Origin of the sequence: Mesorhizobium sp. M0923 (genome assembly GCF_040319365.1) — a bacterium.
Lineage (GTDB): Bacteria > Pseudomonadota > Alphaproteobacteria > Rhizobiales > Rhizobiaceae > Mesorhizobium.
Map to the genome: position 1 here is coordinate 234,404 of NZ_JAMYNW010000001.1, position 16,529 is coordinate 250,932.

The window sequence follows — 16,529 nt, forward strand, 5'->3', positions numbered from 1 at the left end:
CCTTTGTCGGCGCGAAGCTCTAAACTGTTCCGCATGACCGAATCAAAATCCATGATCCTCGGCTGCGCCGGGAAATCACTGACCCGCGACGAGATCCGTTTCTACCGCAACGAATGCCCGTGGGGTTTCATCCTGTTTGCGCGCAATATCGGCGAGACCGAGCAGATCCGCGATCTGGTCGCCGCTATGCGCGACTGCGTCGGGCGCGCGGATGCGCCGGTATTCATTGACCAGGAGGGCGGCCGGGTGCAGCGCCTGCGGCCGCCGCTGGCGCCGAACTATCCGGCTGCCGGCGCACTCGGCGCCTTGTGGCGCGACGACCATGACGCCGGCACCCGTGCCGCCTGGCTGATGGCGCGGCTGCATGCCTTCGATCTGCTGCGCTACGGCATCACGGCGGATTGCCTGCCGGTGCTCGACGTGCCGATCGAGGGCGCCAGCGACGTCATCGGCGCACGCGCCTATGGCAAGGAGCCGCGCGCCGTCATCGAATTGGGTCGCGCCGCGGCGGAAGGCCTGATGGCGGGCGGCGTGCTGCCGGTGATGAAGCATATTCCCGGCCATGGAAGGGCCTTCGCCGACACGCATTTCGAACTGCCGACCGTCGACGCCTTGATCGGCGACCTGCAGCGGCATGATTTTGCGCCGTTCAGGGAGCTCAACCATTTGCCGATGGCGATGACGGCGCATGTCGTCTATAGCGCGATCGACCCGAAGAACCCGGCCACGACATCCGGCAAGGTCATCGAAAAGATCATCCGCGGCGAAATCGGCTTCGACGGTCTGTTGATGAGCGACGACACCTCGATGAAGGCACTTTCTGGGGATTTCCCGTCAAAGGCGGCCGCTATCCTTGCGGCGGGCTGCGATCTGGTCCTTCACTGCAACGGCGTGTTTGAGGAGATGGCCGGCATTGCATCGCGAACGACCGGACTTGAAGGCAAGTCGTTTGACCGCGCGGAGCGGGCGCTGACCTATATCAGGAACCGTGACGTAGCGGACGAGACCGAGATTCGGGCCGAATTTGCCAGTTATTTCAACGCGGTGGCCTAGCATCAAAGGAAGCGAAGTGGCGGAAACATTGGACCTGAAGGCCGGCAAGGCCGCACCGATGGACCGTCTGTGGGCCGAGAACGACGATTCCCGGTTGACCGGCGATCCCGCTTTGGTCGTCGATGTGGCCGGTTTCGAAGGTCCGCTCGATCTTCTGCTGCATCTTGCCCGCAACCAGAAGGTCGACCTGTCGCGCATCTCGATCCTGGCGCTGGCCGAGCAATATCTGGCCTTCGTCGAGAAGGTGAGGGCGCTGCGGCTGGAGCTTGCCGCCGACTATCTGGTGATGGCGGCATGGCTGGCCTTCCTCAAGTCGAAGCTCCTGATCCCCAAGCAGCCCGGCGACGAAGGCGAAAGCGGCGAGGAACTGGCGGCAGTGCTGCAGTTCCGGCTGAAGCGGCTGGAGGCGATGCGCGACGCGGCGGCACGGCTGGTCAACCGCAACCGGCTCGGACGCGACGTGTTTGCGCGCGGCATGCCGGAAATGGTCATCGTCGAGAAGCGAAATGCCTATTCGGCCTCGCTCTACGATTTGTTGACCGCCTATGCCCAGCAGCGCCAAAAGCAGGCGATCACCAATGTGACGATCGCCAGGCGCGGCGTGTGGTCGCTCAAGGATGCGCGTGACGTGCTGATCAGGCTGATCGGGTCGCTGCGCGACTGGACGGCGCTCGACAGTTTCCTGGTCGAATATCTGGCCGGCCCGGAAGAGCGGCGCACCGCTGTCGCCAGCTCGTTTGCCGCAACGCTGGAACTGGTGCGCGAAGGCAAGATGGAGATGCGGCAGGACCAGGTGTTCGCGCCGCTTTATCTGCGCGGCCGCGCTCAAGCCATCAAGATAGTCGAGGTGACACCATGAGCGAACGCGCCAACGCTTCGGTCATTCCGTTCAAGGTCGAGGACGACGCCGAGCAAGGCGCGGTTGCCGAGAACCCGGCACAAAACCAGGGGCAGAATTTGTCGCAGAATCCCGGCGAGCGGCTGCATATGGCGGAGGCCGTACGGATGGCCGAGGCGATCGTATTCGCCAGCGCCGAGCCGGTCAGCGAAAAACAGCTCACTTCGCGGCTGCCCGACGGCATCAACATTGCCGCGGCGATGGCCGAACTGCAGCAGATCTATGCGCGGCGCGGCGTCAATCTGGTGCGCGTCGGCGATGCCTGGGCCTTCCGCACCGCCGGCGACCTCGCCTTCCTGATGAGCCGCGACACGGTGCAGCAGCGCAAGCTGTCCCGCGCTGCCCTCGAAGTGCTGGCGATCATCGCCTACCACCAGCCGGTGACGCGCGCCGAGATCGAGGACATCCGCGGCGTCGAGACGTCAAAGGGGACGCTCGACACGCTGATGGAGACGGAATGGGTGAGGATGCGCGGCCGGCGCCGCACGCCCGGCCGTCCCGTCACCTACGGCACAACCGACATTTTCCTCGACCATTTCGCGCTGGAGGAGATCCGCGATCTCCCCGGCATGGAGGAATTGAAGGGTGCAGGATTGCTGTCCGGCCGCATGCCGTCGAATTTCTCGGTGCCGCTGCCGCCGGCCGACCCCGATGCGCTCACCGACGACGAGGATCCGCTGACCGACATCGACCTCGAGGACCTCGGCCTTTTGACGCCGCGCGTCACAGAAGATTGAGCCGAGCGCCATCTTTAAGCCACAGCCAGGATGGAACTGCGCCGATTGGTAGCGGGCCGCCGTGCCGAAAGTGCGTGACTTCGGCCATTCATTCATGAACTCTGTCGCAGTTCTGTTTGAATCCGAACCCGAAAGCGCATAGATCAGCGTCTGGGAAACCGTTCGAGAGAGATTTGCTATGGGTTCATTTTCGATTTGGCACTGGATGATCGTTCTGGTGATCGTGCTGCTGGTCTTCGGCCGCGGCAAGATCCCCGAGCTGATGGGCGACATGGCCAAGGGCATCAAGAGCTTCAAGAAGGGCATGGCCGACGACGAGACTGCCGAGGACAAGCGCACCGTCGAACACCGTTCCGACGAGACCGTGTCGGTACCGAAGGAAAAGGCCAGCAAAAGCTGAGCCCAAAACTTTGGTTGGCCAAAACTTGAGTCGGCCTGAAACTTGAGTCGGAACGTATAGCCATGTTCGAAGTCGGCTGGACCGAGATGCTGGTGATCGCGATCGTCATGATCGTGGTCGTCGGGCCCAAGGATTTGCCCAACATGCTGCGCACCTTCGGCCGCACAACGGCGAAGCTGCGCGCCATGGCGTCGGATTTCCAGCGGCAGTTCAACGACGCACTGAAGGAAGCCGAACTCGACGACGTCAAGAAGTCGGTCGATTCGCTGAGAAGCCTCAATCCGGCAGCCGAGATCAGGAAGCAGCTCAATCCATTCGAGCAGGCCGCCGCCGACGTCCGTTCCGGCGTCGATGCCGTGATGAAACCCAAGCCGGCGGTCGAGGCCGCCTCGACAGAGCAGGCAGCCGAGCCGCTGAAGAACGGCGCGACGACGATGCCGGGCGTCAGCCCGCCGGAGCCGACGCCGGCCACGCCGATCTTTCCGGCGATGACGGACGAGTCCGTCGTGGCGCCGGCAGTAGAGGCGCAAACGACTGCAGCGGCCGTGCCGCAAAAAGCACCGGCGGCAAAGAAGAAGCCGGCGCCCGCGAACGCCGCGGCCGCAGTGCCGGCCAGGCCGGCCAAAACCGCTGCGCCGAAGGCAAAAGCTGAGCCGAAAGCGCAGTCATCAGCAGCGAAGAAGCCGGCGGCAGCAGCGAAGAAGCCTGCGGCAGCAACGAAGAAGCCGGCCGCCACGAAAACGGCGGGAGCCGCCAAGTGAGCACTTCGGACACGGAAAAGGACGAGATCGAAAAATCGTCGGCTCCGCTGATGGAGCACCTGATCGAGTTGCGCCGGCGGCTGATGTGGTCGATCGGCGGTTTTTTCGTTGCTTTTCTTGTGTGCTTCTTCTTCGCCAAGAAGCTGTTCAACCTGTTGGTGATCCCGTTCAGATGGGCGACCCAATGGGCCGGGCTCGACCCGCACAAGGTCGAGCTGATCTATACGGCGCCGCAGGAGTTCTTCTTTACCCAGGTCAAGCTCGCCATGTTCGGCGGCATGGTCATCGCTTTTCCGCTGATCGCCACGCAGATCTACAAATTCATCGCGCCCGGCCTCTACAAGAACGAGCGCAATGCCTTCCTGCCGTTCCTGATCGCCTCGCCGATCCTGTTTCTGATGGGCGCGTCGCTGGTCTATTTCTTCTTTACGCCGATGGTGATGTGGTTCTTCCTCGCCATGCAGCAGACCGGCACCAACGACCAGGTGCAGATTTCGCTGCTGCCGAAAGTGTCCGAATATCTCAGCCTGATCATGACGCTGATCTTCTCCTTCGGCCTGGTGTTCCAGTTGCCGGTGGTGACAAGCCTGATGACGCGAGTCGGCATGCTGTCGTCGCAAGGGTTGGCCGAGAAGCGCAAATGGGCGATCGTCATCGCCTTCGTCGTGGCGGCGGTGCTGACGCCGCCCGACCCGATGAGCCAGATCGGCCTCGCAATTCCGACGATCCTGCTCTACGAGGTCTCGATCTGGTCGGCTCGCTTGATCGAGCGCAGCAAGGAGCGCGACCGTGTCGCCCGCGAAAAGCAGGACGCCACGGAAGAGGTGGCCGAAAAGCCGGCGGACGCGTCGTCGACGTAGGTGGGGTTACCGGCTGGCATCTTTCTTCCGGCCGCAGCAACTTTGTTCTTGCTTTGTGCCGGCAGCTATGCTACTAATCTGGGTATGGTGCTGATTCGGCGCCGACGACCCGCCCTCTGAGGCGGGTTTTTTTGTTTCAGGTTCCCTTTCGACCAAATGTTGCGAGTGCTGCCGTCTGTGAAGTCGGCGGGACAGATGGCGGCGTGAAGAAACGCCGGCGTTCCCGTCTTGCATCAATGAAAGATGCGGTTTACGCCCTCTGGTCTTTGTTTTGGGCATGTCGTTGCCCCACAACCGCTGCGCATTTTTTGGGCGACATGCCCTCGAGGACGAACAGACCATGCTTGACATCAAATGGATTCGCGACAACCCGAAGGCCCTTGTCGACGCGCTCCAGAAGCGCTCGTGGTCGGCCGAGGCGGCGCAGTCCACCGTCGACGATCTGATCGCTGCGGATGAGGCGCGGCGCGAGCATCTGACCGAGCTGCAGACCAGGCAGGAGCGCCGCAACGCCGCATCGAAGGAGATCGGCAATGCCATGCGCTCGGGCGATGCCGCGCTTGCCGAACGGCTGAAGGCTGAGGTCGGCGAGATCAAGGCCTTCATCCAGAACGGCGAGGCGCGCGAACGCGAACTCGACAAGGCGCTGAACGACGCACTGGCGGTGCTGCCCAACGTGCCGTTCGACGATGTGCCGGTCGGCAAGGACGAGCACGACAACGTCGTCAAGCGCGTCGTCGGCAAGCTGCCGACGCGGCCGAATTGGGTGAAAGAGCATTTCGAGATCGGCGAAGCGCTCGGCATGATGGATTTCGAGCACGCGGCAAGGCTTTCCGGCTCGCGCTTCACGGTGCTCAAGAACCAGCTGGCGCGCATGGAGCGCGCACTCGGCCAGTTCATGCTCGACCTGCATACCACCGAGCACGGCTACGAGGAGATCGTCCCGCCGCTGATGGTGCGCGACGAGGCGCTTTTCGGGACTGGGCAGCTGCCAAAGTTTGAGGAAGATTTGTTCTTCGCCCGGCATGGGGATGGCAGGCTTGGCCTAATCCCCACCGCCGAAGTCCCACTCACCAATCTCGTGCGCGAGGAGATCACGCCGCACGAAAAACTGCCGCTGCGCTATACCGCGCTGACGCCGTGCTTCCGCTCCGAGGCGGGTTCGGCCGGCCGCGACACGCGCGGCATGCTGCGTCAGCACCAGTTCAATAAGGTCGAGCTGGTGTCGATCACCGATCAGGACTCGTCGATTGCCGAGCACGAGCGCATGACCGAATGCGCCGAGGAGGTGCTGAAGCGGCTGGGCCTGCCGTTCCGCACCATGACGCTGTGCACCGGCGACGTGGGCTTTGGCGCGCGCAAGACCTACGATATCGAGGTCTGGCTGCCCGGCCAGAATACCTATCGCGAAATCTCGTCGTGCTCGGTATGCGGCGATTTCCAGGCCCGGCGCATGGACGCCCGCTACAAGGACAAGGATGGCAAGGGCAACCGCTTCGTCCACACGCTGAACGGTTCGGGCACCGCCGTCGGCCGCGCTCTGATCGCCGTCATCGAAAATTACCAGAACGAGGACGGCAGCGTAACCATTCCTGAAGCGCTTCGGCCTTACATGGGCGGTCTGGAAAAGATCGAATCGAAATAATGCGCATCCTTCTGACCAACGACGACGGCATCCATGCCGAGGGCCTTGCATCACTCGAACGCATCGCCCGCACGCTGTCGGACGACGTCTGGGTGGTGGCACCGGAACAGGACCAGTCCGGCTATGCGCATTCGCTGTCGATCTCGGAGCCGCTGCGCCTGAGGAAAATCGGCGAAAAACACTTTGCCGTGCGCGGCACGCCGACCGACTGCGTCATCATGGGCGTGAAGAAGATCCTGCCCGAAGCGCCCGACCTGATCCTGTCCGGCGTCAATTCCGGCGCCAACATCGCCGACGACGTCACCTATTCGGGCACCGTCGCCGGCGCCATGGAAGGCGCGCTGCTCGGCGTGCGCTCGATCGCCATCAGCCAAGCCTATTCCTATGTCGGCGAGGACCGCGTCGTTCCCTATGAGACAACCGAGGCGCTGGCGCCAGCGCTGCTTCAAAAGCTCGTCGCCATGCCGTTGCCGGACGGCGTGCTGCTCAACGTCAATTTTCCGAATTGTGCGCCGGAAGAGATCGCCGGAACTGTGGTCACTTCGCAGGGCAAGCTGGTCCACAGCCTGTGGGTCGACGAGCGGCGCGACGGGCGCGGCCTGCCTTACTACTGGCTGCGCTTCGGCCGCGAGCCGGTCGAGGGCAAGCAAGGCAGCGACCTCCATGCCTTGCGCAATCGGCTGGTGTCGGTGACGCCGCTGCAGCTCGATCTCACCGCGCATGAAATCCGCGATCAACTGGCCAAGGCGCTCGCATGAACTTGAATCACGCTGCAACGTTCGACGAACGCGAAGGTTTCGCTGCCTTCCTGCTTCGCCTGCGCGGCAGGGGCACGGTGCCGAAGGCGCTGATCGCCGCCTTCGAGGCGACGCCGCGGCGCGGCTTCCTGTCTCCGCATTTCCACTCGATTGCCTGGTCCGACCGTATGCTGCCAATCGAATGCGGCGAGGCCATCGAAGGCGCCGACCTGCAGGCGGCGGTGATCGCGGCACTTGCCATCGAACCGGGCAACCGCGTGCTCGAGATCGGCACCGGGTCCGGCTACACGGCGGCGGTGATGTCGCGGCTTGCCGCGCGGATCGTCACCATCGACCGTTACAAGACGCTGGCCGAACAGGCCCGGCAGCGTCTCGAGGCACTCGCCATCGGCAACGTCATCGTGCGCCAGGCGGACGGTTCCAACGGGCTGGCCAACGAAGCGCCGTTCGACCGCATCGTCGCCTGGGCGGCCTTCGACAGCCTGCCGCGTTTCCTGCTCGACCAATTGTCGAGCGGCGGCATCGTCATTGCGCCCATCGGACCCGACGAGGGCGAGCAGGTGCTGGCCAAGCTGACCAAGGTCGGCAGCCGCTTCGAACGCGAGGATATCGGCCTGGTGCGTCTGCAGCCGATCCTGCGCAGTGTCGCGGCGGTCATCTAGGGTGTGTCGATATTCAGGTGAGGCCGGCCTGCAAATTGCGGCTTCCTCCGCTTCCGGTGCTCACGTACCCAAATGTACGCTCCGCTCCGGTTCTCGGAATCCACCATTTTCGGCTCGGCCTGACCTGAATCTCAACACACCCAGCGCTCGATCCTCGAAACATTTTTAAGAAAATTTGCGTCTGATTCTACAGGTTTAACCGACCGGTAACATTAACGCGCTTTAATCAGGCTCAGTTGTACCGGGTCTGTGCGGGTTAGTGCGATGCAATTCAGTGTTTTGAAGGCAAACGGACGCAATCTGGCGCGTGGCTGCGCCGTCCTCATGATCGCAGGCGCTGCGACGGGGTGTAGTTCCCAGGTGGCGCGGTTCAACAGCGTCGACGACGTGTTCACCGCCTCGACCAACAACCAGCGCGCCATCATCGACAAGCAGGATGCTGCCCAGCCCTATCCGGGCGATGTTGCGGCCGCCCCGATCGACGGCAGCCACACCCAGTCGGTCAGCCGCTCAAGCCTCGAACCGGTTACGGCACAGCAACTGCCGCCGCCGGCTCCCGCCCTGGCCCCTGCCGCCCGCCCGGTGCGTACCGCTGCCGCGCCGGCCCTGGCGCCTGCCGCTCCTCGTGTCGACAGGACGGCAACCGGCACCGTTGCTCCGGCGGCAAGGCCGTTCAAGAACGCCGAGCCCGACGCGCCGCGCATGGCGACGGCCGCCGGCGCACCGCATGCAACCGAGATCGTCGTCAAGGATGGCGAGACCATTTCCGGCCTGTCGCGGCGCTACGGCGTGCCGGCCGATGCCATCATGAAAGTCAACGGGCTGAGCGCGACCAAAGGGCTGAAGACCGGCCAGAAGCTCGTCATCCCGGCCTATGCTTACTCGAGCAACGGCGCCGCGCCGAAAGTCGCCGACGCCAAGCCCACGAACGGCACCAGGCACGACCAGCCGGCCGACGCGCCGGAGAAGGTGGCCGTGCTGCCGCAGCAGCCGAAGCTCAGGGAAGGCAAGTCTGCCGCGCAGGTGGATGCCTCGGCCGCCGCAAGCCAGCCGAAGGATGGAAAGACTGCGCTCAAAACAGCCTCGGCGATGGCCAAGCCGGCCGGTGCCGGCGGCACTTACACGGTACAGCAAGGTGATACGCTGTCCGCCATCGCCAGAAAGACCGGCGTCGGCGTCGTTGCGCTGAAACAGGCGAACGGCATGCAGGACGGGCTGCTCAAGATCGGCCAGACCCTGAAAGTGCCGGCCGGCGGAACCGCTGTTGTCGCCGGCGCGAAGCCGGCAAAGGTCGATCCGGTGACGACGGCCACCACTCAGCCACCGGCCAAGACAACGCCGACGCAGACGCTCGCCTCCTACACGCCGCCAAAGAAGGATGCGAAAGTCATCCAGCAGGCCGAGGACGACGATGCGGTGGCGCCGGATGCAACCGGCATCGGCAAGATGCGCTGGCCGGTGCGCGGCCGCGTGATTTCAAGCTTCGGCGGCGGCAAGGACGGCGTCGACATCGCCGTGCCTGAGGGGACGCCGGTCAAGGCAGCCGAAAATGGCGTCGTCATCTATGCCGGCGATGGCCTCAAGGAATTCGGCAATACAGTGCTGGTGCGTCACGAAAACGGTCTGGTCACCGTCTACGGCCATGCCAGCTCGATCGAGGTGCAGCGCGGCCAAAAGGTCAAGCGCGGCCAGGAAATCGCCCTGTCCGGCATGAGCGGCACCACCGACTCGCCGAAACTGCATTTCGAAGTGCGCAAGAACTCGGCGCCGGTCGATCCGTCAGGCTATCTCGAATAGGGAAAAAGCGACTTGCGGGCCGCCTGACCTTCAGCCCGCCGAAGAAGTCCGCTCCGCAAGGTGCGGGCTTCTTCTGTTGCTTTTCTGGACCATGATCGAGTCCGAAACCGGGCTCCTTTTTTGCTACGCTGACCTTCGGTTCGGGATCATGGTCTAGTCCTTGAGCGATTTTCCGAGCCGGCCTGCCAGATCCTGGGTGAACTGCCAGGCGACGCGGCCCGAACGGCTGCCGCGCGTCGTCGCCCATTCCAGCGCCTCGGCGCGCAGCGTCTCGGGATCGATGGCGAGATCATGATGGCGGACATAGCCATCGATCATGTCGAGATATTCGTCCTGCGAACATTTGTGGAAGCCAAGCCACAGGCCGAAGCGGTCCGACAGCGAAACCTTCTCCTCGACCGCTTCCGACGGGTTGATCGCGGTCGAGCGCTCATTGTCGATCATGTCGCGCGGCAACAGATGCCGCCGGTTCGAGGTGGCATAGAAAATGACATTGGCCGGGCGGCCTTCGACGCCGCCTTCAAGTGCTGCCTTCAGCGATTTGTAGGATGTGTCGTCATGGTCGAATGACAGGTCGTCGCAAAACAAGATGAAGCGAAACGGCGCTGCCTTCAGCAGGCCCATCAGCTTCGGCAGCGTGTCGATGTCTTCGCGGTGGATCTCGATAAGCTTGAGCGGCACGTCGGGCTTCGCCGAAGCGTTGACCGAGGCGTGTACCGCCTTGACCAGCGACGATTTGCCCATGCCGCGCGCGCCCCATAACAGCACGTTGTTGGCAGCGTAGCCGGAGGCGAAGCGCTCGGTGTTGTCGACCAATATGTCGCGGACGCGGTCGACGCCGCGGATCAGGCCGATATCGACGCGGTTGACCTTGCGCACCGGTTCCAGATAGCCGGGATCGGCCTGCCAGACGAAGCAATCGGCCTCGCCGAGATCGGTTTGCGGCACCGGCGGCGGGGCTAGGCGGGCGACCGCCTCGATCAGGCGGTCGAGCTTCTGGTGCAGGATATCGATAGGGCTGTCGGTCATCTCTTGTCTTTTTGTTTCGCGGTTTGTTTCGCGTTCAGGACGGTGCGGTAGGGCAACCTACCTGATTTCAGCGGTTTCGAAACTCGTCCCAAGCATTTGTTCGGGCATGATCTTTTGCGAAAACCGAGCATCGCTTTTCGTGATCACCCTCTAACACGGCTCACCAGGCCGGAAAAGCAGCCGATTTGCCCGGCAGCGCAGTTGCATTGGCAACGTTACCGACTATATTCCGGCCAAATTTGGCGGGGCCGCCTTGCGGCTGTTTTTCAAAGTTCAGGAGTACCTCGATGTTCGTGACACCGGCATACGCCCAAGGCATCGGCGGGGACTCGTCCGCAATGTTTATCCAGATCGTGCCGTTTGCTCTGATTTTCGTGATCATGTATTTTCTGATCATCCGGCCGCAGCGCACGCAGCTGAAGAAGCGCGGCGAGATGCTGGCGGCGGTTCGCCGCGGCGACACCGTTGTCACCGGCGGCGGCTTGGTCGGCAAGGTTACCAAGGTGATAGACGACAACGAGCTCGAGATCGACCTTGGCGGCGGCACCAAGGTGACGGCGCTGCGCTCGACGCTTGCCGACGTGCGCGTCAAGGGCGAGCCGGTGGCGAACCAGAACGCCAAGAAATAACCGAATTGTCGGCGGAACGATCCGCCAGTACGCCCTGACGGACGACGCCATATGCTTTATTTTTCGCGCTTCAAGATGATCCTGATCTGGCTGGCCGTGGCCGCCACAGTGGTCCTCGCTGCGCCCAACCTTTTTTCCGCCAGCACGCTGGCCAAGCTGCCCGACTGGGTGCCGAAGCGGCAGATGACGCTTGGCCTCGACCTGCAGGGCGGCTCGCATATCCTGCTCAGGATGGATCCGAACGATCTGATCAAAGATCGGCTGGAGACGACGCGCGACGAAATCAGGACGCTGCTGCGCGATGCCAAGATCGGCTATACCGGCCTTGCCGGAACGGGCCGCACGGTGCAGGTCCGCATCACCGATCCCGCACAGATCGAGGCTGCCAAGAAGGCGTTGAAGACGTTGACCGATCCGGTGGCGGCCGGCTTGTTCAGCGGCGGCTCGATCCAGGAGATGACGCTGGATGATTCCGAGCCCGGCCTGCTCAAGTTCACCGTCACCGATGCGGGCATCAAATATCGTACTTCGGCAGCGCTGACGCAGTCGATCGAGGTCGTCGGCCGCCGCGTCAATGAACTCGGCACGACCGAGCCGATCGTGCAGCGGCAAGGTGACGACCGCATCCTGGTGCAGGTGCCGGGTCTCCAAGACCCGCAACGGCTGAAGGAAATTCTTGGCCAGACCGCCAAGCTGACCTTCCAGATGGTCGACCAATCGATGCCGGTGCAGGACGCGCTGAACGGCCGTCCGCCGCCGGGATCCTCGGTGCTGTATTCGCAGGACGACCCGCCGGTTCCGTATCTGATCGAGAACCGCGTCATCGTTTCGGGTGAAAACCTCGTCGATGCCCAGGCGACGTTCAACTCCCAGAACAACGAGCCGGTTGTTTCGTTTCGCTTCGATTCGAAAGGGGCGCAGCGGTTCGGCCAGGCGACATCACAGAACGTCGGCAAGCTGTTTGCCATCATCCTCGACAATCAGGTGATTTCGGCACCGCAGATCCGCGAACCGATCCCCGGCGGCACCGGCCAGATATCGGGGAATTTCACCGCTGAGAGCGCCAACGACCTCGCCGTGCTGCTGCGCGCCGGCGCCTTGCCGGCGACGCTGACGGTGATCGAGGAGCGCACGGTGGGCCCTGGCCTCGGACAGGATTCCATTCATGCCGGCAAAATCGCCGGCATCATCGGTTCGATCCTGGTTGTGGCGTTCATGTTCGTCGCCTACGGCTTCTTCGGCTTCCTCGCCAACATCGCGCTGGCGGTGCATGTGGCGATGATCGTCGGGCTGCTGTCGCTGCTTGGAGCGACGCTGACCTTGCCCGGTATCGCCGGTATCGTGCTGACCATCGGCATGGCGGTCGATTCCAACGTGCTGATCTATGAACGCATCCGCGAGGAGCGACGTGCCGGCCGCTCGGTCATCCAGGCGATCGATACCGGTTTCAGCAAGGCGCTGGCCACAATCGTCGATTCCAACGTCACCTCGCTGATCGCGACCGTGGTGCTGTTCTATCTCGGCACCGGGCCGGTGAAGGGCTTTGCCGTCACCTATGCCATCGGCATCCTGACCACGGTCTTCACCGCCTTCACCTTCACCCGCCTGCTGGTGTCGATCTGGCTTCGCCGGGCCCGTCCGAAGGAGTTGCCGCGGGCGCCTGTGACTTTCGTTCCGCCCGGAACGAAAATTCCGTTTATGGGCATCCGCCGCTGGACGTTCACGCTGTCCAGCGTGCTTTCAGTCCTGTCGGTCGTCGGGTTCATGACCATCGACATCAATTACGGCATCGATTTCAAGGGCGGCTCGCTGATCGAGGTGCAGTCCAAGACCGGCAATGCCGATCTGGCCGACATCCGCGGCAGGCTGACGGAACTCAATATCGGTGAGGTGCAGGTTCAGCAGTTCGGCGAGTCGAACGACGTGCTGATCCGCGTCGGTACGCAGGAGGGCGGCGAGAATGCCGAGCAGACCGTCATCGACAAGGTGCGCGGCGAACTGCAAGACCAGTACGATTTCCGCCGCGTCGAAGTGGTCGGGCCGACGGTCTCGGGCGAGCTTGCCAAGCAAGGCACCATCGCCATGCTTGTCGCGCTGCTCGGCATCCTGATCTATGTCTGGTTCCGCTTCGAATGGCAGTTCGCGGTCGGCGCCATCGTTGCGACCGTGCATGACGTGGTCATGACGATCGGCTTCTTCGTCATCACCGGCCTGGAATTCAACCAGTCGTCGCTGGCGGCGATCCTCACCATCATCGGTTATTCGCTCAACGATACGATCGTCGTCTATGACCGTGTTCGCGAGGATCTGCGAAAATACAAGCGAATGCCGCTGCCGCAATTGCTGAACAACGCCATCAACGAGACGCTGTCGAGGACGACGCTGACCTCGGTGACGACGATCCTGGCGCTGCTGGCGCTGGTGCTGTTCGGCGGCGAGGTGATCCGCTCGTTCACCATGGCCATGCTGTTCGGCGTCGTGTTCGGCACCTATTCGTCGATCTTTATCGCCGCGCCACTGCTTATCCTGTTCAAGCTGCGGCCGCAGGCCACAGCATCCGATGAGGAAAAGCCGGTGGGCGGCGGCAAAGCCATAGCCACCTGACGGCTTGCCGCAAAAGTGGCCAAGGGCATCGTCATCCGCGAGGCGCATTTCCCCGGCCGCGCACCGATCGAGGCTTACGGCAATGGCGGTTTCCGCTTTGCCGACATGTCGCACCGCGGCTCGCTGCTGTGCCTGCCTTCTGGTATCTATGGCTGGGAGCCGGCCGATCCGCTGGCGCTGACGGCAGCGGATTTCACCAAGCTGTTCAACGAGGCCGACAAGGTCGAGATCCTGCTGGTCGGCAGCGGCAAGGATCTGAGGCCATTGCCGGCGGCGTTGCGTGCTGCGCTGAAGGATGCCGGCATTTCCGCCGATCCGATGTCGACCGGGGCGGCAGTGCGGACCTATAATGTGCTGCTGGCTGAAGACCGCGCCGTGGCCGCAGCACTCATCGCCGTCGACTGACGTGGCCGAAAACACCAAAGCCGTCATGGAGACGGTGCGCGCCGCCGATCATGACCGCTATCTCGCCGCGCTCTACGCGCCCGAAGACAAGCGGGACGCGGTGTTTTCGCTCTATGCCTTCAACGCCGAAATTGCCGGCATACGCGATCGCATCCGCGAAGCGCTGCCGGGTGAAGTCCGGCTGCAATGGTGGCGAGACGTCATCGCCGCCGAAGAGGATCGCGCTAAGGTCGGCCATCCCGTGGCGGACGCGCTGAGGGCGACTATTTCCGCTCACCGCCTGCCCAAGGCCGCTTTCGACAATATGCTCGAAGCGCGCGTCTTCGATCTCTATGACGACCCGATGCCGTCGCGCACCGATCTCGAAGGCTATTGCGGCGAGACTGCCGCCGCGCTCATCCAGCTTGCGGCGATGGTGCTCGATCCGGTCGAAGCACCGCGCTTTGCCGAACTTGCCGGCAGGGCAGGTTGTGCGCAGGCGATGACCGGTCTCCTGCTTCTGCTGCCGCTGCATCGTAAGCGGGGACAGTGCTTCGTTCCGGCCGACATTCTGGCTGCGGCGGGATCGTCGCCGCAAGAGTTCGCTACAGGTGACGGCGGGCCGGGCGCGGAACGCGCCGTTGCCGCGATGATCGCGCTGGCACGCGAGCATCTCTCAGCTTTCGAGCAGGGGGCGTCCGCCCTGCCGATTTCACTGCGTCCGGCGTTTCTGCCGCTGGCGCTGACGGGCGCCTATCTCGGCAAGATGGACGGCTCCCGCCATTCACCGCTTGATGGCGCGGTGCGGCTTTCGGCCTTGCGCCGGCATTGGCTCTTGTTCCGGCGCGCAACGCGGGGCTGGCCGGTCGCATAAAGGCTGCCGCGTAGCCAACCCGACCGTTATTCCGCAGCTTCCGCCTGCGCCGGCAGCCCGAGCCATTCGCGGCAATCGGCCAGCGCGCGCGATGTCACCGCGTGCCGCTTGGCGACCGTCTTGTCCTTGCCGCGCAGCCGCTTGCCTTCGATCTTTGGCGCGTCCACGGGCGGGAACAGGCCGAAATTGACGTTCATCGGCTGGAAAGAGCGCTTTCCCGGCTCGTCGTCGGAGACAATATGGCCGCCGGTGATGTGGTTGAGCAGCGCGCCGAAAGCGGTGGTCAACGGCGGCAGCGACGGCGCATGGCCAAGCCTTTCGGCGGCGGCGAAACGCCCGGCGAGCAGGCCGATGGCGGCACTCTCGACATAGCCCTCACAGCCGGTGATCTGGCCGGCAAAACGCAAGCCGGGCCGCGACTTCAACTGCAGCGAAGCGTCGAGCAGCGTCGGCGAATTGATGTAGGTGTTGCGGTGCAGGCCGCCGAGGCGGGCGAATTCGGCGTTTTCCAGCCCAGGAATGGTGCGGAAAATGCGCACCTGCTCGGCGTGCTTCAGCTTGGTCTGGAAGCCGACCATGTTGTAGAGCGTGCCCAGTGCGTTGTCCTGGCGAAGCTGGACGACGGCATAGGCCTTTACAGACGGATTGTGTGCATTGGTCAGCCCCATCGGCTTCATCGGCCCGTAACGCAATGTCTCGATGCCACGCTCGGCCATCACCTCGATCGGCAGGCAGCCGTCGAAATAGGGCGTGCCTTCCCATTGCTTGAATTCGGTTTTCTGGCCGTCGACCAGCGCCTGCACGAAGGCAAGGTACTGCTCCTTGTCCATCGGGCAGTTGATGTAATCCTTGCCGGTGCCGCCGGGGCCGACCTTGTCGTAGCGCGACTGGAACCAGCAGATATCCATGTCGATCGTGTCGAAATGGACGATCGGCGCGATGGCGTCGAAGAAGGCGAGCGCGTCGGCGCCGGTTGCTTCCGCGATCGACTGGGCGAGCGAAGGGGCGGTCAGCGGGCCGGTGGCGACGATCGCCTGGTCCCAGTCCGCCGGCGGCAGGCCAGGCACTTCCTCGCGCCGGATGGTGATGAGTGGGTGCGCTTCGAGCTTTCTGGTGACCGCTTCGGAAAATCCGTCGCGGTCGACGGCCAGCGCACCGCCGGCCGGCACCTGGTGCGCGTCGCCGGCGCTCATGATCAGCGAACCGGCGAGCCGCATTTCGGCATGCAGCAGGCCGACGGCATTGGCTTGCGCATCGTCGGAGCGGAAGGAATTGGAACAGACGAGCTCGGCCAGCCCGTCGGTCTTGTGCGCATCGGTGCCGCGGACGGGACGCATTTCATGCAGGATAACCGGAATGCCGGCTTCGGCCGCCTGCCAAGCAGCTTCGGAGCCGGCGAGACCGCCACCGATGACGTGAATGGGATTTGTGTTCATGA

Annotated in this window: 16 protein-coding genes; 14 read left to right on the forward strand and 2 right to left on the reverse strand. The window is 63.4% G+C overall.

Annotation, left to right across the window (positions count from 1 at the left end):
* The first annotated feature begins 33 nt into the window (after positions 1-33).
* From nagZ to NKH89_RS01150, 10 genes are all read left to right on the forward strand, one after another.
* Positions 34-1,053, forward strand: a complete 1,020-nt coding sequence (nagZ, locus tag NKH89_RS01105) for a beta-N-acetylhexosaminidase (protein WP_352908327.1) — start codon at positions 34-36, stop codon at positions 1,051-1,053.
* A gap of 58 nt (positions 1,054-1,111) precedes the next feature.
* Positions 1,112-1,912 carry a segregation and condensation protein A gene (locus tag NKH89_RS01110; protein WP_352482297.1) on the forward strand — a complete coding sequence of 267 codons (801 nt, stop codon included), beginning with the start codon at positions 1,112-1,114 and terminating at the stop codon, positions 1,910-1,912.
* The gene (gene scpB, locus NKH89_RS01115) at positions 1,909-2,688 is read left to right on the forward strand and encodes an SMC-Scp complex subunit ScpB (RefSeq protein ID WP_352482126.1); all 780 of its coding nucleotides are present in this window, start codon (positions 1,909-1,911) and stop codon (positions 2,686-2,688) included. Before NKH89_RS01110 ends, scpB begins: the two co-directional genes overlap by 4 nt.
* Positions 2,689-2,866: 178 nt before the next feature.
* Positions 2,867-3,088, forward strand: coding sequence for a twin-arginine translocase TatA/TatE family subunit (locus NKH89_RS01120; RefSeq protein ID WP_023678929.1), 222 nt, complete (start codon positions 2,867-2,869; stop codon positions 3,086-3,088).
* A gap of 62 nt (positions 3,089-3,150) precedes the next feature.
* A complete protein-coding gene (gene tatB, locus NKH89_RS01125; RefSeq protein ID WP_352790527.1) occupies positions 3,151-3,849 on the forward strand; it encodes a Sec-independent protein translocase protein TatB in 699 nt (232 codons plus the stop codon).
* A complete protein-coding gene (tatC, locus tag NKH89_RS01130) occupies positions 3,846-4,709 on the forward strand; it encodes a twin-arginine translocase subunit TatC (protein ID WP_023720061.1) in 864 nt (287 codons plus the stop codon). The genes tatB and tatC overlap by 4 nt, the downstream gene beginning before the upstream one ends.
* Positions 4,710-5,049: 340 nt before the next feature.
* Positions 5,050-6,354 (forward strand): serine--tRNA ligase, encoded by a 1,305-nt coding sequence (serS, locus tag NKH89_RS01135; protein WP_352908328.1) that lies wholly within the window; start codon positions 5,050-5,052, stop codon positions 6,352-6,354.
* Positions 6,354-7,112 (forward strand): 5'/3'-nucleotidase SurE, encoded by a 759-nt coding sequence (gene surE, locus NKH89_RS01140; RefSeq protein WP_352482131.1) that lies wholly within the window; start codon positions 6,354-6,356, stop codon positions 7,110-7,112. The genes serS and surE overlap by 1 nt, the downstream gene beginning before the upstream one ends.
* Positions 7,109-7,774, forward strand: a complete 666-nt coding sequence (locus NKH89_RS01145; RefSeq protein ID WP_031194310.1) for a protein-L-isoaspartate(D-aspartate) O-methyltransferase — start codon at positions 7,109-7,111, stop codon at positions 7,772-7,774. Before surE ends, NKH89_RS01145 begins: the two co-directional genes overlap by 4 nt.
* A gap of 264 nt (positions 7,775-8,038) precedes the next feature.
* Complete coding sequence (locus tag NKH89_RS01150; RefSeq protein WP_352586934.1) at positions 8,039-9,571, forward strand: peptidoglycan DD-metalloendopeptidase family protein; 1,533 nt, start codon at positions 8,039-8,041, stop codon at positions 9,569-9,571.
* A 153-nt stretch (positions 9,572-9,724) separates the two neighbouring features.
* Here NKH89_RS01150 and NKH89_RS01155 read toward each other — a convergent pair whose 3' ends face one another.
* On the reverse strand, positions 9,725-10,600 hold the full coding sequence (locus NKH89_RS01155; protein WP_352586937.1) for an ATP-binding protein: 876 nt from the start codon (positions 10,598-10,600) through the stop codon (positions 9,725-9,727).
* Positions 10,601-10,887: 287 nt separating this feature from the next.
* Here NKH89_RS01155 and yajC point away from each other — a divergent pair, with 287 nt between their 5' ends.
* Genes yajC through NKH89_RS01175 form a run of 4 tightly spaced genes read left to right on the forward strand, consistent with a single transcriptional unit; the run spans position 10,888 to position 15,091 of the window.
* Positions 10,888-11,229, forward strand: a complete 342-nt coding sequence (yajC, locus tag NKH89_RS01160; protein ID WP_023678921.1) for a preprotein translocase subunit YajC — start codon at positions 10,888-10,890, stop codon at positions 11,227-11,229.
* A 51-nt stretch (positions 11,230-11,280) separates the two neighbouring features.
* A complete protein-coding gene (gene secDF, locus NKH89_RS01165; RefSeq protein ID WP_352908329.1) occupies positions 11,281-13,833 on the forward strand; it encodes a protein translocase subunit SecDF in 2,553 nt (850 codons plus the stop codon).
* A 15-nt stretch (positions 13,834-13,848) separates the two neighbouring features.
* Positions 13,849-14,238, forward strand: coding sequence for an Mth938-like domain-containing protein (locus NKH89_RS01170; protein ID WP_023720178.1), 390 nt, complete (start codon positions 13,849-13,851; stop codon positions 14,236-14,238).
* Between the two features lie 25 nt (positions 14,239-14,263).
* Positions 14,264-15,091, forward strand: coding sequence for a phytoene/squalene synthase family protein (locus tag NKH89_RS01175; protein WP_502896860.1), 828 nt, complete (start codon positions 14,264-14,266; stop codon positions 15,089-15,091).
* 26 nt (positions 15,092-15,117) lie between these two features.
* On the opposite strand, the gene trmFO is transcribed toward NKH89_RS01175, so the two are convergent.
* On the reverse strand, positions 15,118-16,527 hold the full coding sequence (gene trmFO, locus NKH89_RS01180) for a methylenetetrahydrofolate--tRNA-(uracil(54)-C(5))-methyltransferase (FADH(2)-oxidizing) TrmFO (RefSeq protein WP_023720176.1): 1,410 nt from the start codon (positions 16,525-16,527) through the stop codon (positions 15,118-15,120).
* Positions 16,528-16,529 lie beyond the last annotated feature (2 nt).

What these genes read in the sequence shown, in the direction of transcription:
- NKH89_RS01175 (WP_502896860.1), top strand. Translation starts at nt 14,264, where the DNA reads ATGGAGACGGTGCGCGCCGCCGATCATGACCGCTATCTCGCCGCGCTC.
- tatB (WP_352790527.1), top strand. Translation starts at nt 3,151, where the DNA reads ATGTTCGAAGTCGGCTGGACCGAGATGCTGGTGATCGCGATCGTCATG.
- nagZ (WP_352908327.1), top strand. Translation starts at nt 34, where the DNA reads ATGACCGAATCAAAATCCATGATCCTCGGCTGCGCCGGGAAATCACTG.
- yajC (WP_023678921.1), top strand. Translation starts at nt 10,888, where the DNA reads ATGTTCGTGACACCGGCATACGCCCAAGGCATCGGCGGGGACTCGTCC.
- NKH89_RS01110 (WP_352482297.1), top strand. Translation starts at nt 1,112, where the DNA reads ATGGACCGTCTGTGGGCCGAGAACGACGATTCCCGGTTGACCGGCGAT.
- surE (WP_352482131.1), top strand. Translation starts at nt 6,354, where the DNA reads ATGCGCATCCTTCTGACCAACGACGACGGCATCCATGCCGAGGGCCTT.
- secDF (WP_352908329.1), top strand. Translation starts at nt 11,281, where the DNA reads ATGCTTTATTTTTCGCGCTTCAAGATGATCCTGATCTGGCTGGCCGTG.
- scpB (WP_352482126.1), top strand. Translation starts at nt 1,909, where the DNA reads ATGAGCGAACGCGCCAACGCTTCGGTCATTCCGTTCAAGGTCGAGGAC.
- NKH89_RS01150 (WP_352586934.1), top strand. Translation starts at nt 8,039, where the DNA reads ATGCAATTCAGTGTTTTGAAGGCAAACGGACGCAATCTGGCGCGTGGC.
- NKH89_RS01120 (WP_023678929.1), top strand. Translation starts at nt 2,867, where the DNA reads ATGGGTTCATTTTCGATTTGGCACTGGATGATCGTTCTGGTGATCGTG.
- NKH89_RS01145 (WP_031194310.1), top strand. Translation starts at nt 7,109, where the DNA reads ATGAACTTGAATCACGCTGCAACGTTCGACGAACGCGAAGGTTTCGCT.
- trmFO (WP_023720176.1), bottom strand. Translation starts at nt 16,527, where the DNA reads ATGAACACAAATCCCATTCACGTCATCGGTGGCGGTCTCGCCGGCTCC.
- serS (WP_352908328.1), top strand. Translation starts at nt 5,050, where the DNA reads ATGCTTGACATCAAATGGATTCGCGACAACCCGAAGGCCCTTGTCGAC.
- NKH89_RS01155 (WP_352586937.1), bottom strand. Translation starts at nt 10,600, where the DNA reads ATGACCGACAGCCCTATCGATATCCTGCACCAGAAGCTCGACCGCCTG.